This window comes from Escherichia sp. MOD1-EC5433, assembly GCF_002966005.1.
Lineage (GTDB): Bacteria > Pseudomonadota > Gammaproteobacteria > Enterobacterales > Enterobacteriaceae > Escherichia > Escherichia ruysiae.
Window position 1 is genome coordinate 62779 of sequence record NZ_PTRL01000009.1, and the last position, 22070, is coordinate 84848.

24 protein-coding genes are annotated in these 22070 nt (G+C 53.9%); 9 read left to right on the top strand and 15 right to left on the bottom strand.

What is annotated here, in order from left to right:
• Positions 1 to 55: 55 nt before the first annotated feature.
• Entirely contained in the window at positions 56 to 352 is a 297-nt protein-coding gene (locus C3D30_RS17425) for an ArsR/SmtB family transcription factor (RefSeq protein WP_000418114.1), read from the top strand.
• 42 nt (positions 353 to 394) lie between these two features.
• Here the strand turns inward: C3D30_RS17425 and C3D30_RS17430 are convergent, their stop codons facing one another.
• Positions 395 to 1447: a DUF2776 family protein gene (locus tag C3D30_RS17430; RefSeq protein WP_016231547.1), complete on the bottom strand. Its 1053-nt coding sequence runs from the start codon at positions 1445 to 1447 to the stop codon at positions 395 to 397.
• 495 nt (positions 1448 to 1942) lie between these two features.
• Here C3D30_RS17430 and C3D30_RS20665 point away from each other — a divergent pair, with 495 nt between their 5' ends.
• From C3D30_RS20665 to C3D30_RS17445, 4 genes are all read left to right on the top strand, one after another.
• Positions 1943 to 2056, top strand: a complete 114-nt coding sequence (locus C3D30_RS20665; protein ID WP_212976463.1) for a hypothetical protein — start codon at positions 1943 to 1945, stop codon at positions 2054 to 2056.
• Between the two features lie 62 nt (positions 2057 to 2118).
• Positions 2119 to 3186: an HlyD family secretion protein gene (locus tag C3D30_RS17435; RefSeq protein WP_016158898.1), complete on the top strand. Its 1068-nt coding sequence runs from the start codon at positions 2119 to 2121 to the stop codon at positions 3184 to 3186.
• Entirely contained in the window at positions 3183 to 5918 is a 2736-nt protein-coding gene (rbbA, locus tag C3D30_RS17440) for a ribosome-associated ATPase/putative transporter RbbA (RefSeq protein WP_105287184.1), read from the top strand. Before C3D30_RS17435 ends, rbbA begins: the two co-directional genes overlap by 4 nt.
• Positions 5918 to 7042 carry an ABC transporter permease gene (locus C3D30_RS17445; RefSeq protein WP_010350603.1) on the top strand — a complete coding sequence of 375 codons (1125 nt, stop codon included), beginning with the start codon at positions 5918 to 5920 and terminating at the stop codon, positions 7040 to 7042. Before rbbA ends, C3D30_RS17445 begins: the two co-directional genes overlap by 1 nt.
• 8 nt (positions 7043 to 7050) lie before the next feature.
• Here the strand turns inward: C3D30_RS17445 and nikR are convergent, their stop codons facing one another.
• The 8 genes from nikR to C3D30_RS17485 all read right to left on the bottom strand — a co-directional run bounded on the left by nikR (position 7051) and on the right by C3D30_RS17485 (position 14175).
• Positions 7051 to 7452, bottom strand: a complete 402-nt coding sequence (gene nikR / locus C3D30_RS17450) for a nickel-responsive transcriptional regulator NikR (RefSeq protein ID WP_001190062.1) — start codon at positions 7450 to 7452, stop codon at positions 7051 to 7053.
• A gap of 5 nt (positions 7453 to 7457) precedes the next feature.
• Entirely contained in the window at positions 7458 to 8264 is an 807-nt protein-coding gene (gene nikE / locus C3D30_RS17455; protein ID WP_105287185.1) for a nickel import ATP-binding protein NikE, read from the bottom strand.
• Positions 8261 to 9025 carry a nickel import ATP-binding protein NikD gene (gene nikD, locus C3D30_RS17460; protein ID WP_105287186.1) on the bottom strand — a complete coding sequence of 255 codons (765 nt, stop codon included), beginning with the start codon at positions 9023 to 9025 and terminating at the stop codon, positions 8261 to 8263. Before nikD ends, nikE begins: the two co-directional genes overlap by 4 nt.
• Entirely contained in the window at positions 9025 to 9858 is an 834-nt protein-coding gene (gene nikC, locus C3D30_RS17465) for a nickel ABC transporter permease subunit NikC (RefSeq protein ID WP_001008963.1), read from the bottom strand. Before nikC ends, nikD begins: the two co-directional genes overlap by 1 nt.
• A complete protein-coding gene (gene nikB, locus C3D30_RS17470) occupies positions 9855 to 10799 on the bottom strand; it encodes a nickel ABC transporter permease subunit NikB (protein ID WP_000947068.1) in 945 nt (314 codons plus the stop codon). The genes nikC and nikB overlap by 4 nt, the downstream gene beginning before the upstream one ends.
• Positions 10799 to 12373 carry a nickel ABC transporter substrate-binding protein gene (gene nikA / locus C3D30_RS17475; protein ID WP_105287187.1) on the bottom strand — a complete coding sequence of 525 codons (1575 nt, stop codon included), beginning with the start codon at positions 12371 to 12373 and terminating at the stop codon, positions 10799 to 10801. The genes nikB and nikA overlap by 1 nt, the downstream gene beginning before the upstream one ends.
• Positions 12374 to 12483: 110 nt before the next feature.
• Positions 12484 to 13071 (bottom strand): 4'-phosphopantetheinyl transferase AcpT, encoded by a 588-nt coding sequence (acpT, locus tag C3D30_RS17480; protein WP_016158903.1) that lies wholly within the window; start codon positions 13069 to 13071, stop codon positions 12484 to 12486.
• A 54-nt stretch (positions 13072 to 13125) separates the two neighbouring features.
• The gene (locus tag C3D30_RS17485) at positions 13126 to 14175 is read right to left on the bottom strand and encodes an AI-2E family transporter (protein ID WP_010350607.1); all 1050 of its coding nucleotides are present in this window, start codon (positions 14173 to 14175) and stop codon (positions 13126 to 13128) included.
• 98 nt (positions 14176 to 14273) lie between these two features.
• On the opposite strand from C3D30_RS17485, the gene C3D30_RS17490 reads away from it, so the two are divergent.
• Positions 14274 to 15512 (top strand): MFS transporter, encoded by a 1239-nt coding sequence (locus C3D30_RS17490; RefSeq protein ID WP_105287188.1) that lies wholly within the window; start codon positions 14274 to 14276, stop codon positions 15510 to 15512.
• Positions 15513 to 15515: 3 nt separating this feature from the next.
• Here C3D30_RS17490 and dcrB read toward each other — a convergent pair whose 3' ends face one another.
• Together dcrB and C3D30_RS17500 are read right to left on the bottom strand one after the other, a co-directional pair.
• Positions 15516 to 16073 carry a phage sensitivity protein DcrB gene (dcrB, locus tag C3D30_RS17495; protein WP_001245301.1) on the bottom strand — a complete coding sequence of 186 codons (558 nt, stop codon included), beginning with the start codon at positions 16071 to 16073 and terminating at the stop codon, positions 15516 to 15518.
• Positions 16074 to 16145: 72 nt separating this feature from the next.
• On the bottom strand, positions 16146 to 16811 hold the full coding sequence (locus tag C3D30_RS17500) for a 7-cyano-7-deazaguanine/7-aminomethyl-7-deazaguanine transporter (RefSeq protein WP_105287189.1): 666 nt from the start codon (positions 16809 to 16811) through the stop codon (positions 16146 to 16148).
• Between the two features lie 221 nt (positions 16812 to 17032).
• Here C3D30_RS17500 and tusA point away from each other — a divergent pair, with 221 nt between their 5' ends.
• Together tusA and C3D30_RS17515 are read left to right on the top strand one after the other, a co-directional pair.
• The gene (gene tusA / locus C3D30_RS17505) at positions 17033 to 17278 is read left to right on the top strand and encodes a sulfurtransferase TusA (RefSeq protein WP_000130621.1); all 246 of its coding nucleotides are present in this window, start codon (positions 17033 to 17035) and stop codon (positions 17276 to 17278) included.
• 169 nt (positions 17279 to 17447) lie between these two features.
• Entirely contained in the window at positions 17448 to 17756 is a 309-nt protein-coding gene (locus tag C3D30_RS17515; RefSeq protein ID WP_000385058.1) for a hypothetical protein, read from the top strand.
• 32 nt (positions 17757 to 17788) lie between these two features.
• Here C3D30_RS17515 and zntA read toward each other — a convergent pair whose 3' ends face one another.
• Positions 17789 to 19987 (bottom strand): Zn(II)/Cd(II)/Pb(II) translocating P-type ATPase ZntA, encoded by a 2199-nt coding sequence (zntA, locus tag C3D30_RS17520; protein ID WP_105287191.1) that lies wholly within the window; start codon positions 19985 to 19987, stop codon positions 17789 to 17791.
• Positions 19988 to 20060: 73 nt separating this feature from the next.
• Positions 20061 to 20687 (bottom strand): lysoplasmalogenase, encoded by a 627-nt coding sequence (locus tag C3D30_RS17525; RefSeq protein WP_105285322.1) that lies wholly within the window; start codon positions 20685 to 20687, stop codon positions 20061 to 20063.
• Between the two features lie 141 nt (positions 20688 to 20828).
• On the opposite strand from C3D30_RS17525, the gene C3D30_RS17530 reads away from it, so the two are divergent.
• A complete protein-coding gene (locus C3D30_RS17530) occupies positions 20829 to 21188 on the top strand; it encodes a DUF2500 domain-containing protein (protein ID WP_105287192.1) in 360 nt (119 codons plus the stop codon).
• A gap of 2 nt (positions 21189 to 21190) precedes the next feature.
• Here C3D30_RS17530 and C3D30_RS17535 read toward each other — a convergent pair whose 3' ends face one another.
• Both C3D30_RS17535 and rsmD read right to left on the bottom strand, forming a co-directional pair.
• A complete protein-coding gene (locus C3D30_RS17535) occupies positions 21191 to 21460 on the bottom strand; it encodes a DUF1145 family protein (RefSeq protein WP_105287193.1) in 270 nt (89 codons plus the stop codon).
• A complete protein-coding gene (gene rsmD / locus C3D30_RS17540; protein WP_000743183.1) occupies positions 21450 to 22046 on the bottom strand; it encodes a 16S rRNA (guanine(966)-N(2))-methyltransferase in 597 nt (198 codons plus the stop codon). The genes C3D30_RS17535 and rsmD overlap by 11 nt, the downstream gene beginning before the upstream one ends.
• Positions 22047 to 22070: the final 24 nt, after the last annotated feature.

The following is a 22070-nucleotide window of genomic DNA, read 5'->3' on the forward strand; positions in this document are numbered from 1 at the left end:
ATGAGCAAGATATTTCTGGTATCATCGAAATATCAATTAACCGGAGAAACTACTTATGGAACTGGAAGATGTCGCTAAGGCGCTGAAAGAATTAGGTCATCCGACCCGTTTGTTTATTTTTCGTCATTTGGTCAAAGCGGGAGAGCGCGGGATGCCGGTAGGCGAGTTACAGAAGGAGCTTGCGATCCCCGCATCGACCTTAAGCCACCATATCTCGGCGCTGGTCTCCGTTGGTCTGGTTAAGCAAAACCGCGAAAGTCGCACGTTGATGTGTGTCTCGCAATATGATGTTCTGGAAGGGATTATTAGTTTTCTGCGTGAAGAGTGCTGCGTGAATAACGGGAAGTATTAATATTCGCCGGGCTGTAGCATAACCACAACCCGGCGAGAGCCATTATTTTTTCGCAGAACCCGCTTCTAATATAGAAACGATTGAAAACAGCGTAAAACATACTGCACCCAAGCCTACCAGAACCCGCGAGGGAATAAAGTAAGCCATATCGATTTGCGCAATTTCAGCAAGGAACGCCGCGAGGAACAGGCAAAACAGACAGGTAAATACCGGTATCATTGGTATTCTGTTGGTTAACGAACAGGTGCGTCTCCAGACCAACGCCAGCAACCACACTTTGGAGAAAATACTGTAGCAGATCATACCCAGACAAATGAGAATAATGCCGGGTGCCAGACGGGCGCTTGCATCTGAACTGATTAATACGTAGATACCCTGAATAACGGTAAGTGAGCCGAGCAAAATAACCCAATAGCACCAGAGCCAATGTTCTTTCTCTGAGAATGTGTTCCGCGTTTGATGAACAATGGTGGCGACCAGACCAATAAGACAAGCGCAAATTGCCGTTAGCCCCAGGAGTACATGGCCTGCAACATAATGCGCTGTAATATCTGCACTACGCAAAAGAGTAACTGACCAGAGGAAACCAAAGAGAGTCAGAAGTAGTGGCACGGCAATTAAGCAATTACCAATAAACGAAGAATAAGCCTGAAGCGGAGTTCCATCGCTTTTACTCCCTGCCGCGTTTTTCGGGATGAGCAGAAAATGCCCGGAAGATGCCGCGACGGTTGATACGCAGGCGGCAATCATCCCAACACCAAAAATAACGTGCCCGGCAACAAATTCATCCGCCATCACATTATCGCTTGCCAGCAGAGACCATCCCCAAATCATCGTTGCAACGGAACCTGCATAACCAATAATAGGAAATAGCGTGTTGTAGAATTTATTCACACCATGATTTAACTGAGAGATGATAATAAATGCTGTAGTGAACAACGCCAGGCATATTGCAGAAAGAGAAATTAAAACATGTCCTGCAACGAAATATTCACTTTGCCCTGAACCTGCTAATACAAAATCACCTAACGCGATGCATATTATACCCATTATCAAAGGGATTAATTTAAACAACCATCCGATATATATGTTCATCTCAATCTCCATATACGTTTCCGCTAATGTCAGAAAGCGTGTAAGTAGTATTTTTAGTCACTTAAATATAACAATGAGATACCACTAATTGTAAAAAGTAACTTTACTATAACCGGATTTATTGTTCTGAGTATTGAATTTTATAGGCGAGTTAATGCTGGCAAATAAATATTTATCCTACAGCTAATTCTGAATTAATATCTTTTCCTTATTTTTCATCGTCGCTTAAAATGCTGCTTTTTCTCATCCACCCTCTTTTCGCAAAAATACCCTATTACCTTTCGTTAAGATATTTGTACACAAGAGAATAATAACGCTGTGTGATAGTCACCGTTCCTGTTAAGGATATTTTGGGTTAAAAACGTAATCGAAATGTAGAACATCGTGATGTATCACAAGCTGATTGTAATCAAATAGACAACATGAATATAACTGTTAGTATTTAATTGATTTCAATTATGAGTATGCGTGTTTCATTTACGGCCAGGAATGCTGATGATGACAACATTACTACCCGTTTTCACTAAGCCTTCCCCGTTGGCGCTCATCTTGCGGCGCCCTGGTCGTATATGCCGTTTCCTTCTCATCCCGGATGGAAGAATTCGCTGAACATCGTTCGGCGGCTGCTGTAACACGCGTCGTTTAATTACAGGGATTATGGCGGGTCGATTATGGATAAGATTAAGCGCCATCTGGCGTGGTGGGTTGTCGGGTTACTGGCGGTTGCGGCCGCCCTGGCGTGGTGGTTATTGCGTCCGGCAGGTGTACCGGAGGGTTTTGCCGTCAGTAATGGTCGCATTGAAGCGACGGAAGTGGATATCGCCAGTAAAATTGCCGGGCGTATCGACACCATTCTGGTGAAAGAAGGCCAGTTTGTCCGCGAAGGCGAAGTGCTGGCGAAGATGGACACTCGTGTGTTGCAGGAGCAGCGACTGGAAGCCATCGCGCAAATCAAAGAGGCGCAAAGTGCCGTTGCCGCCGCGCAGGCTTTGCTGGAACAGCGGCAAAGTGAAACTCGTGCCGCACAGTCGCTGGTTAATCAACGGCAAGCTGAACTGGACTCCGTTGCCAAACGTCATACGCGTTCCCGCTCGCTCGCCCATAGTGGGGCTATTTCTGCGCAACAACTGGATGACGACCGCGCCGCTGCCGAAAGCGCCCGTGCTGCGCTGGAGTCGGCAAAGGCCCAGGTTTCGGCTTCTAAAGCCGCTATTGAAGCGGCACGTACCAATATCATTCAGGCACAAACTCGTGTAGAAGCTGCGCAAGCCACTGAACGGCGTATTGCGGCAGATATCGACGATAGTGAACTAAAAGCCCCGCGCGATGGACGCGTGCAGTATCGGGTTGCTGAGCCAGGCGAAGTGCTGGCGGCAGGCGGTCGGGTGCTGAATATGGTCGATCTGAGCGACGTTTATATGACCTTCTTCCTGCCAACCGAACAGGCGGGCACGCTGAAACTTGGCGGCGAAGCACGGCTGATCCTCGATGCCGCGCCAGATTTGCGTATTCCTGCGACCATCAGTTTTGTCGCCAGCGTCGCCCAGTTCACGCCAAAAACCGTCGAAACCAGCGATGAACGGCTGAAACTGATGTTCCGCGTCAAAGCGCGTATCCCACCGGAATTACTCCAGCAACATCTGGAATATGTCAAAACCGGTTTACCGGGCGTGGCGTGGGTGCGGGTGAACGAAGAACGTCCGTGGCCTGAAGACCTGGTGGTGAGGTTGCCGCAATGACGCATCTGGAACTGGTTCCCGTTCCGCCTGTCGCGCAACTGGCGGGCGTGAGCCAGCATTATGGAAAAACCGTTGCGCTGAACAATATCACTCTCGATATACCGGCTCGCTGCATGGTCGGGCTGATTGGCCCGGACGGCGTCGGGAAGTCGAGTTTGTTATCGCTGATTTCCGGTGCCCGCGTCATTGAGCGGGGCAACGTGATGGTATTGGGCGGCGATATGCGCGACCCAAAGCATCGCCGCGACGTCTGCCCGCGTATCGCCTGGATGCCGCAGGGGCTGGGAAAAAATCTCTACCACACCTTGTCGGTGTATGAAAACGTCGATTTTTTCGCCCGCCTGTTCGGTCACGACAAAGCGGAGCGGGAAGTACGAATTAATGAGCTGCTGACCAGCACCGGGTTAGCTCCGTTTCGCGATCGTCCGGCAGGGAAACTCTCCGGCGGGATGAAGCAAAAACTTGGGCTGTGCTGTGCGTTAATCCACGACCCGGAACTGTTGATTCTTGATGAGCCAACGACGGGGGTTGACCCGCTCTCTCGCGCTCAGTTCTGGGATCTCATCGACAGTATTCGCCAGCGGCAGAGCAATATGAGCGTGCTGGTCGCCACCGCCTATATGGAAGAGGCCGAACGCTTCGACTGGCTGGTGGCGATGAATGCCGGAGAAGTGCTGGCGACCGGTAGCGCCGAAGAACTGCGTCAGCAAACACAAAGCGCCACGCTGGAAGAAGCATTTATTAATCTGTTACCGCAAGCGCAACGCCAGGCGCATCAGGCGGTAGTGATCCCACCGTATCAACCTGAAAACGCAGAGATTGCCATCGAAGCGCGCGATCTGACCATGCGTTTTGGTTCCTTCGTTGCCGTTGATCACGTCAATTTCCGCATTCCACGCGGGGAGATTTTTGGCTTCCTCGGTTCGAACGGCTGCGGTAAATCTACCACCATGAAAATGCTTACCGGACTGCTGCCCGCCAGCGAAGGTGAGGCGTGGCTGTTTGGGCAACCGGTTGATCCAAAAGATATTGATACCCGTCGTCGGGTTGGCTATATGTCGCAGGCGTTTTCGCTCTATAACGAACTCACCGTGCGGCAAAACCTTGAGTTACATGCTCGTTTGTTTCACATCCCGGAAGCGGAAATTCCCGCGCGAGTTGCTGAAATGAGCGAGCGTTTTAAGCTCAACGACGTCGAAGATGTGCTGCCTGAGTCATTGCCGCTCGGCATTCGTCAGCGGCTTTCACTGGCGGTAGCGGTGATTCATCGCCCGGAGATGTTAATCCTCGATGAGCCTACTTCTGGCGTCGATCCGGTGGCGAGGGATATGTTCTGGCAGTTGATGGTCGATCTCTCGCGCCAGGACAAAGTGACTATTTTCATCTCCACCCACTTTATGAACGAAGCGGAACGCTGCGACCGTATCTCACTGATGCACGCCGGAAAAGTGCTCGCCAGCGGCACGCCACAGGAGCTGGTTGAGGAACGTGGAGCCGCCAGTCTGGAAGAGGCATTTATCGCCTGTTTGCAGGAGGCGGCAGGGCAGAGCAACGAAGCCGAAGCGCCGCCCGTGATACACGACACCACCCACGCCCCGCGTCAGGGATTTAGCCTGCGCCGTCTGTTTAGCTACAGCCGCCGCGAAGCACTGGAATTGCGCCGCGATCCGGTGCGTTCGACGCTGGCGCTGATGGGAACAGTGATCCTGATGCTGATAATGGGTTACGGCATCAGTATGGATGTGGAAAACCTGCGCTTTGCGGTGCTCGATCGCGACCAGACCGTCAGTAGCCAGGCGTGGACGCTCAATCTCTCCGGTTCCCGTTACTTTATCGAACAACCACCGCTCACCAGTTATGACGAGCTGGATCGCCGGATGCGTGCGGGCGATATCACGGTGGCAATTGAGATCCCACCCAATTTCGGGCGCGATATCGCGCGTGGTACACCCGTGGAACTCGGTGTCTGGATCGATGGTGCGATGCCGAGCCGCGCCGAAACGGTAAAAGGCTACGTGCAGGCTATGCACCAGAGCTGGTTACAGGATGTAGCGAGCCGACAATCCACGCCCGCCAGCCAAAGCGGGCTGATGAATATTGAGACGCGTTATCGCTATAACCCGGACGTAAAAAGCCTGCCAGCGATTGTTCCGGCGGTGATCCCGCTTCTGCTGATGATGATCCCGTCAATGCTAAGCGCCCTTAGCGTGGTGCGGGAAAAAGAGCTAGGGTCGATTATCAACCTTTACGTGACCCCCACCACCCGTAGCGAGTTTTTGCTTGGCAAACAGCTGCCGTACATCGCGCTGGGGATGCTGAACTTTTTCCTGCTCTGCGCCTTGTCGGTGTTTGTGTTTGGCGTACCGCATAAAGGCAGCTTCCTGACGCTCACCCTGGCGGCGCTGCTGTATATCATCATCGCCACCGGAATGGGGCTGCTGATCTCCACCTTTATGAAAAGCCAGATTGCCGCCATTTTCGGTACGGCGATTATCACGTTGATTCCGGCGACGCAGTTTTCCGGGATGATCGATCCGGTGGCATCGCTGGAAGGGCCGGGGCGTTGGATCGGCGAGGTTTACCCCACCAGTCATTTTCTGACTATCGCGCGCGGGACGTTTTCGAAGGCGCTGGATCTGACTGATTTATGGCAACTTTTTATCCCGTTGCTGATAGCCATACCGCTGGTGATGGGCTTAAGCATCCTGCTGCTGAAAAAACAGGAGGGATGATGCGCCATTTACGCAATATTTTTAATCTGGGTATCAAAGAGTTGCGCAGTCTGCTTGGTGATAAAGCGATGCTGACGCTGATTGTTTTCTCGTTTACGGTGTCGGTGTACTCGTCGGCAACCGTTACGCCAGGATCGTTGAACCTGGCACCGATCGCCATTGCCGATATGGATCAATCGCAGTTATCGAACCGGATTGTTAACAGCTTCTATCGCCCGTGGTTTTTGCCACCGGAGATGATCACCGCCGATGAGATGGATGCCGGGCTGGACGCCGGGCGCTATACCTTCGCGATAAATATTCCGCCTAATTTTCAGCGTGATGTCCTCGCCGGACGCCAGCCGGATATTCAGGTGAACGTCGATGCCACGCGCATGAGCCAGGCATTTACCGGCAACGGGTATATCCAGAATATTATCAACAGTGAAGTGAACAGCTTTGTCGCGCGCTACCGTGATAACAGCGAACCGTTGGTATCGTTGGAAACCCGGATGCGCTTTAACCCGAATCTCGATCCCGCGTGGTTTGGCGGGGTGATGGCGATCATCAACAACATTACCATGCTGGCGATTGTGCTGACCGGATCGGCGCTGATCCGCGAGCGTGAACACGGCACGGTGGAACACTTACTGGTGATGCCGATAACGCCGTTTGAGATCATGATGGCAAAGGTCTGGTCGATGGGGCTGGTGGTGCTGGTGGTGTCGGGATTATCGCTGGTGCTGATGGTGAAAGGCGTACTGGGTGTACCGATTGAAGGCTCGATCCCGCTGTTTATGCTGGGCGTGGCGCTCAGCCTGTTTGCTACCACGTCAATCGGTATTTTTATGGGGACGATAGCGCGCTCAATGCCGCAACTGGGGCTGCTGGTGATTCTGGTGCTGCTACCGCTACAAATGCTTTCCGGTGGCTCCACGCCGCGCGAAAGTATGCCGCAGATGGTGCAGGACATTATGTTGACCATGCCGACGACACACTTTGTTAGCCTCGCGCAAGCCATTCTCTACCGTGGTGCCGGATTCGAAATCGTCTGGCCGCAGTTCCTTACGCTGATGGCAATTGGCGGCGCGTTTTTCACCATCGCGCTGCTGCGATTCAGGAAGACGATTGGGACAATGGCGTGATTACGGGGTTAATCTTCCTTCGGCAGGCACTGTAAATGCCCGTGCCGCACGCCGCGCTGGGCGATAACGTCATCGGCAAAATGTTGTACGTCGCCCATGTCTCCTTTCAGAACGGCGATTTCCAGACAGTCGTCGTGATTAATGTGCACATGCAGCGTGGCGACCGAGAGATCGTGGTGATGATGCTGGGTGGAGACAATACGGCTGGCTAAGTCGCGTTTTTCGTGTTCATACACATACGACAGCACCGCGAAACCTTGTGTGCCGTGCTGCTGGGTAGCTTCCTGCGCCAGGGCGCTACGCAGAATATCGCGGATAGCTTCGGAACGGTTGTTATAACCACGACGCTGGCTCAGGCTGTCCAGCGTCTCCAGTAAATCGTCATCAAGCGTGATGGTGACTCGTTGCATTTGCGTTAAACCTTTTCAGTGGCGCGACGGCGCACGGGGAATGCGGGTAATACCGCGTTTTGTAGCACACGTCCGGCGTCAGAGGAAAAGGTTAATTTATCTCCCACCACCTGGGTTTCGACGATTTGCCCGTTGTCCATCACCATCACCCGCTGGCAAAAGCGTTCCACCAGGCGTAAGTCGTGGGTGATGAACAGGCAGGCGGTGCCAAACTGTTGTTGCAGCTTTTTCAGTAGACGAATGACGCCCGCTTGTAATACGAGGTCAAGATTGGAAACGGCTTCATCCAGAATCAGCAGTTTCGGTTCGACCGCCAGTGCGCGCGCCAGGCAGACGCGCTGGAGCTGGCCACCGCTTAACTGCGGTGGGCGTTTGTCGAGCACGCTGTCGTCGAGATCGACCGCGCGCAACATTTCGCTGGCGCGCGCCAGTTGTTCGGATTTTTTTAGCGATAGCAGGTGGCGCATCGGTTCACGCAGGATCTCGCGCACGGTTTTGCGTGGGTTAACGGCGCTGATGGAGTCCTGAAACACCATCTGAATATCGCGGCGGAACGCCTTACGCTGGGCGCGATTAAGTTTCGCCAGCGGTTCGCCGCGCCAGCTAATATTTCCCTTTGAGGGAGATTCTAAACCTACCAATAGCCGTGCGAGGGTGCTTTTTCCGCAGCCGCTGCGTCCCAGCAGGGCGACGGTTTCACCGCTTTTCAGGGTCAGGGAAACGTTATTCAGCACCGCCTGATGTTGATGTTTTCCGCTAAATCCACCGTGGGCATAGTGATGGGAAAGGTCGCAGACGTTAAGTAAGGTCATGATGCCAGCTCCATACCGTAGAGGGCGAGATGAGCGGAAACCAGGCTGCGCGTCACCGTATGTTTGGGGGCGTTAAACAGCGTTTCTACATCGCCCTGTTCGACAATTTTACCTTGTGATATCACCGCCACATCGTCCGCCAGACGTGCTACTACGCCCATATCATGGGTGACCAGCAGCATTCCCGGCGCTTGTTTTTGCATAATGCTTTCCAGCAGATCGAGGATGCGTGCCTGTGCTACCACGTCGAGGTCGGTGGTCGGTTCATCGGCGATGATAAACGGTGATTCACACAGCACCGCCATCGCAATCATCATGCGCTGCAACATGCCGCCGCTCATCTCGAACGGGTACAGCTTCAATACACGCGCGGCGTTTTCCAGCCCCACCGCTTCTATGGCAGCAGTAAGCGTGGCGTCATCGGCGGGTTTCCCTAACGCCAGGCAGGTTTCCCGCGCGTGGGTGTGCATGGTGTGCAGCGGATTAAAGGCGCTGCGCGGGTTCTGCATGATGGTGGCAATTTTTATCCCGCGTAGCGCACAAGGCGAAACCGGCTTGCCATCGGCTAAAATTTCCCCCGCCGTCTGGCGAACGCCAGCGGGCAGAATGCCCAGCGTCGCGGCGCAGGTCAGTGATTTCCCGCTGCCGCTACCGCCGACTAACGCCAGCACACGCCCGCGTTGCAGAGTTAACGATACGCCGTGTACCAGCGGCTGCGCGGCCTGTAGCGCGATATTACGTAGTTCAATCTGTTGCGGCATTAGTGTGCGTGCTCCGTCACCAGATGAGGATCCAGATGATCGCGCAGTGCGTCACCCACCAGGTTAAAGGCCATCACGCTGATAAACAGCGCCAGCCCCGGCCAGAACATTTGCAGCGGCTGAGTCCAGATATACTGACGCGCGTCGTTAATCATCACGCCCCATTCGGCGGTCGGAGCGGTCACGCCGAGGCCGAGGAAGGACATCCCCGCGACGTGCAGCATCATATGGCCGATATCCAGCGTCGCCAGCACCAGCAGCGAGGGGATCACCGCGCCTGCCAGATGATCAACAAACACCCGCACATGGCCCGCGCCAGAAAGCCGTGATGCCAGCACAAACTCGCGCTGGCGCAGCGAAATCACAAGGCTGCGCACCATGCGCGCGTACCACGCCCAGTGTGACAGGGCGATGGCGATAATGACGTTGGTCAACCCGGTGCCAAGCACGCCAACCATAAAGAACGACAGAATCGAGGTCGGGAAGGTCATAAACATATCGGCGACGCGCATGGTGGCCTGATCAACACGCCCGCCAATCAGCCCGGCGCTGCCGCCAATGACCAGCCCTAATGTCAGCACCAGCAGCAGGCAGGCCATTACCGAGCCGAGCGACACGCGGGTCGCCGCCATCAGCCGCGAGAAAATATCACGCCCTAAGTGATCGGTGCCCAGCCAGTGCTGCGCATCCGGCGAGAGCAGGCGCGACGGCAGATCAATCGCCTGTGGGTCATACGGCAGCCACCACTGGCTGGTGAGCGCAATCAGCGCCAGCAGGGCGATAATGATCAGCGCCAGGCGTACCGACCAGCGGGAAGAGAGGAAAAAGTTCACGCGTGCGCTCCTTCATGACGACGAATGCGCGGATCCAGCGCGGCGTTGAGCAAATCGACAATCAAATTACAGACCACAAAAACCACCACCATCATCAGCGTAAAGCATTGAATCACCGGATAGTCACGGTTGAAAATCGCCGATACCGCATAGCGCCCGACGCCCGGCCAGGCAAAGATGTTTTCGATAATCATCGTCCCGCCGATCAGTTCGCCGATGTGCATCCCCACGGCGGTGATCATCGGCAGCGAGGCATTGCGCAGGATGTGACGGCGTTCGGTCTGTTTGTCGTTCAAACCGCGCAGCCGCGCCCAGGTGACGTGACGCTGACCGGCGACGTCCAGCATACTGGCGCGCAGCAGCCGCGCGTTAATCGCCAGCGACATAAAGGCGATGGAAACCGCCGGCAAAATGATGTGCTGCCAACCGCCGTAACCCATCGCGGGCAGCCATTGCAGATACACTGAAAACGCCATTACCAGCAAAAACGCTAGCCAGAAGTTAGGCATTGAGACGCCGAGAAACGCGATGAAACGTACGGCGAAATCCGGCAGACGGTCGCGATGGCGCGCCGCCCAGATACCGAGCGGTACGGAAGTGAGCAGAATTAATACCAGCGCCGCACCTGCAAGCTCCAGCGTGGCAGGCAGGAAGTTCAGCATATCGTCCAGTACCGGGCGTTGGCTGGCGAATGAGATACCAAAGTCAAGATGCAGCGCCTTCCACAACCAGGTGCCGTACTGGACGTACAGCGGCTGATCCAGTCCCAGCATGGTGCGGGTAGAGGCCAGCATCTCCGGCGTCGGCGGCAGGTTAGATAAACGCAAATAGTCGAGCGCCGGGTCGCCGGTGCCGAGGCGCAGCATCAGAAAAATGATCACCGAGGCGGCGAGCACCATCGGGATCAGCAGCAGAAAGCGGCGTAATACGTAACGCAACATTAAGGTTTCACCGGTTTAATCTGTTCGAACGGAATTTCGGTGGCGATCGGCGCGTAGGGGATGTTGCCCAGTTCCGGTTTCGATACCACCATCATTGAGATGTAGCTGATAGGCAGGTAAACCGCCTCGTCATGCAGACGGGTCAGAATGTCGCGATACAGCGCCTGACGTTGCGTTTCATCATGGGTCGCCAGTACTTCGCCGATCTCTTTATCAATCAGCGGCTTGTCGGCTAATCCTTGCTGAGCCTGGAAGTCAGCGTGCGACGGTACGCGCATCGAACTCAGAAAGGCGTGTGGATCGTAAGGCGCTCCCCAGGTACGGTGGAAAATCATGCCAAAACGACCGTCGCGTTGACGAGCATAGATACTGCTCTCTTCTTCGCCGATCAGCGAGACATCAGCGCCAATCTGGCGCATATCGGCCTGAATGATTTCCGCCATTGATTTGCTTAACGCATCGGTGCCGATAAACGACAGTTCAATGCGCAGCGGCTGACCGTTTTTCTCGCGGATGTCTTTTCCCGCAGGCAACGTCCAGCCTGCTTTTTCCAGCAATTCTTTCGCTTTCTGTGGATCGTACTGGCGCGGCTTCAGGCCGAGATTAGCGTAGGGCACGGAAGGGGCAAACAGGGTGTCGGCGACCTGCTGAGTGCCATACAACGCATTATCAATCAGAGATTTTTTGTTCACCGCGTAATTGAGAGCTTCCCGCACTGCCAGCTCGTTGGTGGGGGCTTTGGCAGTATTAAGCGCCAGCATCACGGTTTCGATCGGCTGTGACAGTTGGGTGTGGTAAGCCGGGTTCTGGCTAAAGCGGGCGAAGGTATCGAGCGGTAATAACCCTTCGTTTCCGTACAGCAGGTCGATATCGCCAGTTTCAAACGCCACCGCGCGGGTAGTCGGGTCCGGGATGACGTTAAAGGTGATCTTTTTAATCGCCGGCTTTTCGCCCCAGTAGTTTTCGTTACGGACGAAGACATCGTACTGATTCAGTTTCGATTCCTGCAAAACCCACGGTCCGGTGCCAATCGGTGCTTTAATTCCGTTCATGGTTTCATGGTTTTTAAACTGCGAGGGGGCGATAAAGCGGAAAGGACGGGGCAGGGCCAGTTCTTGCAGGAAAGGATAGTAGGCGCTTTTCAGGGTGATTTGCAGCTCCGTTTTACTAAGTGCTTTAACATCAACAATCTGGTTTGCCAGCTCCAGCCAGGCGTGACGTTGACGGTTATCGAGCACTACGCGGAAGTTTTCTGCCGCCGCCTCGGCATCGAACGGTTCACCGTTGGAGAATTTCACGTCATCACGCAGGGTGAAGGTCCAGGTTTTACCATCTTCTGAATGAGTCCAGCTTTTTGCCAGCCACGGGATCACCGAACCGTCTGCCTGATATTTCACCAGCGGTTCATAAACCATGCTCTGGGCGAACATCTGGTTAGGCGTGTAAAGGTGCGGGTTTAGTGGCCCGACATTCACCGGCCAGGCGGTGGTGATTTCATCTGGTGCAGCGGCATGGACGATAAAAGACGCACAAGCCAGCAGCGCAAATAGAGTGCGGCGGAGTGTGGAGAGCATGGTAACCCCAATGGATTAAAATAGATGGCGGAAATAAGTATGACGATTTTAAGTATTCGTCATACTGATTACCTGTTCTGGATCAATAGATGGGCAGTCGGGTGGGCGGATCAGTTAACTGAATCGATCCATTGCACACTGTCGGCGGAGAGCGTAAAGGGGGTAGGGGTGCAGATCGCCAGACTTAAATTTTCTAGCTGACAATGGCTGACTGACAGCGAGGAGTGATAGGTGCTGTCTACGCTGACGATTTGCCAGGCGCTGCCGCCACGTTGTTTAACGATGGCTTCTTTGCGCGTCCAGATGCGCCAGAACATTTCTAGTTGCTGATCGGGATGCACGGCGTCCATCTCAGCGTGTTCCCCGAGGCTGAACACGGCGTTCGCCAGCCAGCGCCAGTTGGCGCGCGGGCGAATCACTTCGATATCGCAGCCGACTTCGCCTTCATCGCTCAACAGCAGGGCGATATCGTCACCGCTATGGCTTAAGTTGAACCATAGCGGCGTTTCCGGCGCGAATGCCGGTTTGCCTTGTTCGCCATAGATGATCTCCGGTAGCGGGGAAAGCGTGTGCGAAAGCAATGCACGCCCCGCCAGCCAGCGTTCGCGTCGTGGACCTTGCGGTGCTTGCTCGCGTAAAGCCGGTGGCAGTGGAGCTGTGCTTAAGGTCGAAACTTTCCCCAGAACTATCCGATACATATCAGGGCCAACGTTTAATGGAAAAGGAAAGTGCGTATCGTATCACTTGTCGCCTCATCCCGGTAACCGACTTTTCGGTCGTCCCGGTCCCAGTAAAATCGCTAGTTTGCTGCCGCCTTTGGTGGTTTCCATCCAGATTTTACAGACGCTGGTTAATGGCACCGAAAGCAGCATACCAACCGGACCGAGTAACCATCCCCAAACCAACAACGACAGAAACACCACCATGGTGGACATCCCCAGTCGATGCCCCATCATCCGTGGCTCTAAAATATTGCCGATGACCATATGGACAACTAAAAACAGTGCGCCAACCAGAATACATTCGTAAACGCCATTAAACAGCAACACCTGAATCATTGGCGGCACGGCGGAGATCACCGCGCCAATATTGGGAACGTAGTTGAGCAAAAATGCCAGTACCGCCCACATCAGCGCAAACTGTACGCCCATTAGCGCCAGCCCCAGCCAGACGATGACGCCTGTCCATAAACTGAGCAGCGTCTTCAATGCAAGATAGTGCGAAACACCTTTTAAGGCGCGGTGTAGTCCGGCGATGTGAATCTGTGGGTTATTTAGCGCAAAACGCATTTTGTAAGGCACGTGGCGTACTTCAAACAGCATAAAAACTACGGTCATCACCAGCAGAAGCACGCTCGCCATTGCCCCGGAAAGCCCGGTCATTAGCGCAGTGGTGAAGGCGACAACTTTTTCCGAATCCATCCGCTGGAGCATTCGTTCCGGCGACATATGCAGATTAAGAAACGGTAACATCTCTTGTAATTTAAAGAGCTTACGGGTCAGTTCCTTATTAAATTTCGGCAGCATAGAGATAAATTCGTTAAACGATGCCGCCAGTACGCCGACCAGCGCAGTAAGTGCTATCAGCATCACCACCACCACAATGGTAATGGCTATGGGGCGTTGTACTCCCCGACGAATAAACCATGTGACCAGCGGATTGAGGACGATAGCGAAAAAGAGCGCCAGTAATAGTTGCACAATGATATCTGCCGCTGCGTGAATGCCGGCGAGGATCACCACCAGCGAGGCCAACTTGAGCAGAATATGCATTCCTGTTTTATCCGGTTGAAGGGTTTCCATTGGGGCTTCCTTGTGACTTTTTGTATTAAGTGTAGCGGGAGTCACGCCAGCAATATTCTGATTCTTACTGCTGATTTCCACGCCAGCCCGTGGTAAAAATGAAACACTGTTGTAAAAATGTGGTGATCCCCATGCCCGAACCCGCGCTAAATGGATTGCGCCTTAATCTGCGCATTGTCTCCATTGTCATGTTTAACTTCGCCAGCTACCTCACCATCGGGTTGCCGCTCGCCGTATTGCCGGGCTATGTCCATGATGTGATGGGATATAGTGCCTTCTGGGCGGGGCTGGTTATCAGCCTGCAATATTTCGCCACCTTGCTGAGTCGCCCACATGCCGGGCGTTATGCTGATTTGCTGGGGCCAAAAAAGATAGTCGTCTTCGGTTTGTGCGGCTGTTTTTTGAGCGGGCTGGGTTATCTGACCGCAGGATTAACCGCCAGTCTGCCCGTCATCAGCCTGTTATTACTGTGCCTGGGGCGCGTGATCCTCGGCATTGGGCAAAGTTTTGCCGGAACCGGATCGACACTGTGGGGCGTTGGTGTGGTTGGCTCACTGCATATCGGGCGGGTGATTTCGTGGAACGGCATTGTCACTTACGGGGCGATGGCGATGGGCGCGCCGTTGGGCGTGCTGTTTTATCACTGGGGCGGGTTGCAGACGCTGGCATTAATCATTATGGGTGTGGCGCTGGTGGCGATTCTGCTGGCGCTCCCGCGTCCGTCGGTGAAAGCCAGCAAAGGCAAGCCACTGCCGTTTCGCGCGGTGCTTGGGCGCGTCTGGCTGTACGGCATGGCGCTGGCACTGGCTTCTGCCGGATTTGGCGTCATCGCCACCTTTATCACACTGTTTTATGATGCTAAGGGCTGGGACGGTGCGGCTTTCGCGCTGACGCTGTTTAGCTGTGCGTTTGTCGGTACGCGACTGTTATTCCCTAACGGCATTAATCGTATCGGCGGCTTAAACGTGGCGATGATCTGCTTTAGCGTTGAGATAATCGGCCTGCTATTGGTTGGCGTAGCCACCGTACCGTGGATGGCGAAAATCGGCGTCTTGCTGGCTGGCGCTGGGTTTTCGCTGGTGTTTCCGGCACTGGGCGTGGTGGCCGTAAAAGCAGTTCCGCAGCAGAATCAGGGGGCGGCGCTGGCAACATACACTGTGTTTATGGATTTATCGCTGGGCGTGACCGGACCACTGGCTGGGCTGGTGATGAGCTGGGCTGGAGTGCCGGTGATTTATCTGGCAGCGGCGGGGCTGGTAGCAATCGCGTTATTGCTGACGTGGCGATTAAAAAAACGGCCTCCGGTGGAAGTACCGGAGACCGTCTCATCATCTTAAAACTTACTGAATAACCAGCGTATTAATGATGTTTTCTGCGGTGGTTTGCGCTTTTTGCTGATCGTCAGCAGGCAGCGTGATTTGCATGGTCAGCAGTTGATTACCCACGTTACCCAGAATGACGGAAGAGTACGCCGTCTGGCCTTTCGCGGAGATAATGCTGTCTAACTGCTGCATTTTGTGACCTTTCAGCTCAATAGATTTGTTGGTCACCACTTGCAGTTGCGGATCGCGGCTACGTTGCTGATCTTCCAGACGTTTCGCCAGCACAGCCAGATCTTCTTTCGGGTCGTCGCCCATGATGACGATGACTGCTTTCTGCCCGGTGGCGTCGGACCAGACGTGCATGTTATTGGCCTGCGTTCCCAGCTTACCGCTCTGGTCGGTCATATCCGCTGGCAGCGAGAAACTTAACTTGCCATCAAGCAGGTTGACGGGATTCACGGTAGCGTTACTTTCTGCGACCGAACCCTGCGCCGTAGCGTTAGTGTCTTTATCATCACAGGCCGCAAGCCCCATAACCAGCAGGCCAATTCCGACATATTTAACCAGATTGCGCATTGACTTCTTCCTTTCGATAAACGGCCATAACGGCTCATTCGTCCATCTTATCACAACTCTGATAACGAACCTTTAACTGGCCTGCAAAGCGTTGATTTCGGATTTATCTGCCAGTCTTTTCAATAGCATATTGAGTAATACGCCATACATTGGCAGGAAGAAAACGATGCTGATTAACACTTTGAAACAGTAATCAACCAGCGCGATTTCCATCCAGTGCTCAGCCATAAAGGCATCCGGGCTGCGCCAGAAAGCAATGAAGAAGAAGGCCAGGGTATCGCTGACGTTACCAAACAGTGTGGAAGCCGTCGGTGCCAGCCACCAGTGACGACTCTGACGCAAGCGGTTAAAGACATGCACGTCGAGGATCTGCCCCAGCGCGTAGGCCATAAAGCTGGCGGTAGCGATACGGGCGACAAACAGGTTGAAGTGGGCGAGAGCGCCGAATCCCTGCCATGAACCCATATAAAACAGTGATGAGATGACGTAGGAGATCAGCAACGCGGGGATCATTACCGCAAAGATGATGCGACGAGCCAGCGGCGCGCCAAAAATACGCACGGTCAGGTCGGTAGCAAGAAAAATAAACGGAAAGCTAAACGCGCCCCAGGTGGTATGAAGACCAAAAATGGAGACTGGAAGCTGTACCAGATAGTTACTGGAGGTGATCACCAGAAGATGAAATAACGATAACCAGAACAACGCTTTATAGCGTTGCGTTTGTGAGAAAGCGTTCATATTGTACCTTTTTGATTAGCCATTGGGGTGAGGGAACCCAATACGTACGACACGCTATTTTATAGTGAGATAGTAACGTGCTTACCCTTTTTTCGAGCCGCCGCATGATACTGCTTTATGTTGACAATGCAATGGTTAATTTTCACGCAATCGTTAACCTTGTTTGCTAACGGACGTACAGAGCGTAAACTAGCGCCGTTTTTTTATATGGTGAGAAGAAAATGACCGATCTCTTTTCCAGCCCTGACCACACTCTTGACGCTCTTGGCCTGCGCTGCCCGGAACCGGTGATGATGGTGCGCAAAACCGTGCGCAATATGCAGCCTGGCGAAACGTTGCTGATTATTGCTGATGATCCGGCAACGACCCGCGATATTCCTGGGTTTTGTACCTTTATGGAACACGAACTGGTCGCCAAAGAGACGGATGGGCTGCCTTATCGCTATTTGATTCGTAAAGGTGGTTGATGGGGCAGATTGGCTTCGATGCCGCCTTTTCCCCTCACCCTAACCCTCTCCCCAGAGGGGCGAGGGGACCGATCGCGCTCAATTTTGAGGCTTGCAATTGGTTTGTAAAATGGATAAGGCGTTTACGCCGCATCTGGTATACGGCATGTAAGCGTAATGGAATGCAAAAATGGATTATTTAATTCCAGTTTGTCTGGCATTGCTGGGATTACTCGCGATATTCACTCCCAATTGGCTGCTCCCTGTTTTTATCGTTGCGGTGGGATGGCTGGGGGTATTTGGCTGGGGTTGGCTCTGGCTAATGATTTTTTTACCTTTACTTAACGGTGTCGGGTTTGCTTATGCACTGTGGATGATGTTCAAAAGACCATCATTAGCATCCCGCCTGGTTGTTACATTCAGTGTTATCTCCATCATTCTGATGTTGGCGCTATATTACGCTTTCCTGACCATGCCACCGTTCCCGGCTCAGCACTAAGCCTGATAGCCAGAGGCTATCAGGCAACACCGTTACTTCCTGCGCAACAGCCTTAACGCATTTGCCGTCACCAGCACCGTCGCACCTGTATCTGCCAGCACCGCCAGCCACAGGCCGGTCATACCTAACAGCGTGGTGACGAGGAAGATCCCTTTCAACCCCAGCGCAATGGTGATGTTCTGGCGGATATTAGCGTGAGTCGCGCGTGCCAGCTCAATCATTTGTACCAGACCGCGCAGGTGGTTATGCGTTAATGCTGCGTCGGCGGTTTCCAGCGCCACGTCTGTGCCACTGCCCATAGCAATCCCGATGGCGGCGGCTTTCATGGCTGGTGCGTCGTTAATGCCGTCGCCGACCATCGCCAGCGGCGCATGTTGGTTCAGCTCCGTCACCGCTTTGACTTTATCTTCCGGCAGTAATCCTGCTTTAAATTCCAGCCCCAGTTCACCGGCAATGGCTGCCGCTGCACGCGGATTATCGCCGGTGAGGATCACCCCTTTGACGCCCAGGGTGTTCAGTTCACTGATGGCAGTGGCGGCATCGGCGCGCAGGGTATCCTGCAACGCAATGACACCAAGCACTTCATCGTTACGGACTACCAGCACTACCGTTTGTCCGGCGCTTTCCAGTTCATTAATCAAACCAGTAAATGCATCGGCAGGATGTTTCCCGGCAGCGCATATCAGCATCCGCTCTCCGTTGACCTGCGCTTCAATGCCAGAGCCGACCAGCGCCCGCTGCGACTCTGCGGCAGGTATGGCGAGTGCAGCAACCTGCGCTTCACGAACGATGGCTCGTGCCAGCGGATGTGTTGCACCTTGTTCTACTGCTGCCGCCAGCGCCAGCAGTTCAGATTCGCTAATACCTGTTGCCGGATGAATCGCGGTAACGCGTGGTTTCCCGACGGTCAGCGTTCCGGTTTTATCAAACGCCACCTGGGTAACGCGACCTAGCTGTTCCAGCGCCGCGCCGCCTTTAATTAACGCTCCACGACGCGCCGCCGCCGCCAGTCCGGAGGTAATCGCCGCAGGCGTGGAGATAACTAACGCACACGGGCAACCAATCAGCAGCAGCGTCAGCCCTTTATAAATCCACTCCTGCCAGCTTGCGGCAAATAGCAGCGGTGGCATCAGCGTCACCAGCAGGGCGACGGCCATAATTGCCGGCGTGTAGATACGGCTGAAACGGTCAATAAAACGCTCAATCGGTGCGCGGCGCTCTTCGGCCTCTTCAATCAGTTTCAGAATACGATCAATGGCGCTGGCACCCGGTTCTGACAACACTTCCAGCGTAACCAGACGGTCAACGCTGGTGGCGCCTGCCGGGACTTTATCGCCCGTCGCGCGTTCCACAGGGATGGATTCGCCGGTCAGGGCGCTTTCATCAAAACTGGCAAACGGCGAGAGCAGTTTACCGTCAGCAGGCAAACGTCCACCCGCCGCAACTTCAATCACATCGCCAGGCCGTAGGCTGTTAATCGCCACCTCTTCCCGCTCACCGTTACGCAGGCGCGTGGCGGTTTCCGGTTTCAGCGCCATTAACGCGCTGACGCCCTGACGTGCGCGGCTGGCGGCCCATCCTTCCAGTCGTTCGCCAATCAGAAACAGCAATAACACCATCGCAGCTTCAGCCGTTGCGCCAATAAACAGTGCGCCAATAGCGGCCACGCTCATTAACGTTTCAATGGCAAAATAACTGCCGGACTTGATCAGCCGTAATGCCTGACGAGCAATCGGGTACAGCCCAACCAGCGTGGTCGCGATAAACGCCAGTTGCCCGAACGGATGATTAAATTGCTCCAGCCCCCAACTGATTGCCATCATCACAATAAGCGTAATCAGCGGCAGGTTTTCTTTCAGGCGTGATGCTTGTGGTTCTTCAGCGGCCTGCTCATCGCGCAGGGAATAGCCCGCTTTTTGCACCGCCGATTCAATTTGCGCACGGATGTCATTGTCAGCATCCACCACCAGTTTTTCGGTAGCGAACAACACCTGTACCTGATTCACGCCTGCAAGCTGACGCACGGCATTTTCTACCTTGCGCGCACAGGCGGCGCAGTCCATGCCGCTGACTTTCCAGCTATAGCGGGTGCCGGAGACGTTTTCAGAAAGTGTTGGCGTGCTGGAACATGCACCGTCGCAGCAACAGTCGTTGGCGTTCTGTGCCGTGGTTAGCGGTTTGAACGCGGCAAATTGAGGGGCTTTTTTGCCGTGATTGTCGGGAGTCGACATGGCATCCTCCGGTTAAGTTTTTTCTCATTAACCGAAGGATACACTCTGGAGTCGACTCCAGAGTCAAGTTTTATCAGAGATACAGCGAGCGGACGATGAGGAAGTGTCCTGCAAAGTAGCAAGCCGCAGCAATGGCGTTATCCGCACGGAAGCGTCGGCGATAGTGGCTACCCAGCCAGACAAAGTTACTGATAAACAGCAGTGCAGCGCCCATAAAGGCAGAGAGTGCCGGAGCAGTCGGGCGGAAGAACCACAGTTCACCTGCCAGCCACACCATCACCAGCGTCATACCGATAAAAGTACAGACAGGCCAACGGAACTCTTCGAGACGCGTCCAGATAATGGCCAGCAATAGCGCGCCCAGAACCAGCAGTACCAGCGGCAACGGCCAGAAAAAGGAGAGCGTCATCTGGCTGGCGAAATAGATGGTGTACAGCAGGTGCGAGAGGAAAAACGCGCCGATGGCGTACATCAGACGTTGACGTGGCAACAGGGTTAGCGCATCGCCCAGCAGTGAGGCACACAGCCCCGCCAGCACCAGATAGCTAATGGCGTCGAACATCGGCGCTTGCCAGGCCAGCAACAGCAGGAGAAGAAGGGTTAACGGTTTAAACACCCAGCGTTGCCAGGTTGGCCCACGATACGATGCATCCACAGATAACCATGCGGAAAGACAGACAGCGATAAACGACCAAAGCATCTTAGTTCCTTGAATTCGTTATTTTTTCGTAAGCGGAATGCCTACGGTCTTGCTAATCAGTTTAGTGGCGACGGTGGACGGATGACAACACCATAACTGGCAGGGTATGCTTATTTCCGCATTTTCCGATGAGGGATAAAGATGAGCAAACCACCTCTTTTCTTTATTGTTATCATTGGCTTAATCATCGTCGCCGCATCGTTTCGTTTTATGCAACAACGACGGGAAAAAGCTGATAATGATATGGCGCCGCTCCAGCAAAAGCTGGTAGTGGTGAGTAGCAAGCGGGAAAAACCGATTAACGATCGTCGTTCGCGCCAGCAGGAAGTGACTCCGGCGGGCACCAGTATGCGTTATGAGGCGAGTTTCAAACCGCAAAGCGGTGGACTGGAGCAGACATTCCGCCTCGACGCTCAACAGTACCATGCCCTGACGGTGGGTGATAAAGGTACGTTGAGCTATAAAGGAACGCGCTTTGTCAGCTTTGTTGGCGAACAATAATGCTACTTTTTGGGGTTAATTTTCTTCTGCCAGACCAACAGTTCAAACACGCCGAAAAGGAAAATTCGCACCTTTTCGGCAGTGGTCATCTGCGGGCCATCTTTCGGCAAGGTCGATTTCAACAGCGCCAGCTGCATACCATGCATCAGCACGGTAAAAATCAGCGCCACGTTAACGAAAATATTCAGCGGGCGTGGGAAGGGATGCACCAGGTTGAGGATTAAAAATCCCCAAACGCAGAGCATTAACAAACGACCAATATTAATCAGCATCACTTTCTCCTTGTGTTTCACGCTGATACAGCCGATAAGCGACCTGACCAGCCACTTTTTCGCGATATAACGACCAGTTGGCAGGAACGGCGGGCAGGCCATTTTCTACTTCACTTTCAACATATACCCAGGCTTCATCAGCCAGCCAACCGTTGTTTTCCAGTAAATTAATGGTTTCTTCCAGCAAGCCACGGCGGAACGGAGGGTCAACAAACACAATATTATGCGGCGTTCCTTTTTGCATTAGAAAAGACATCGCATTGGTGTTCACGACTCGCGCATTGCCCGCTTTCAGCGTCGCCAGATTTTTGATTAACTGCTGAGATACCGCGCGATCCATCTCAACCAGCGTAGCTTCCGCAGCGTAGCGTGACAAGGCTTCCAGCCCCAGCGCACCGCTACCTGCGAAGCAATCCAGGCATTGCGCATCAACAATGACCGGCGCCAGCCAGTTAAACAGCGTTTCGCGCACGCGATCGGTGGTAGGGCGTAGACCTGGGCTATCAGGAACCGGGAGTTTACGGCCTCGCCACTGCCCGCCAATAATGCGGATTTGACCGCTGCCGGAATGATTCGGTTTTTTCATGGTAAATTGCTCAATCCGCCAGAT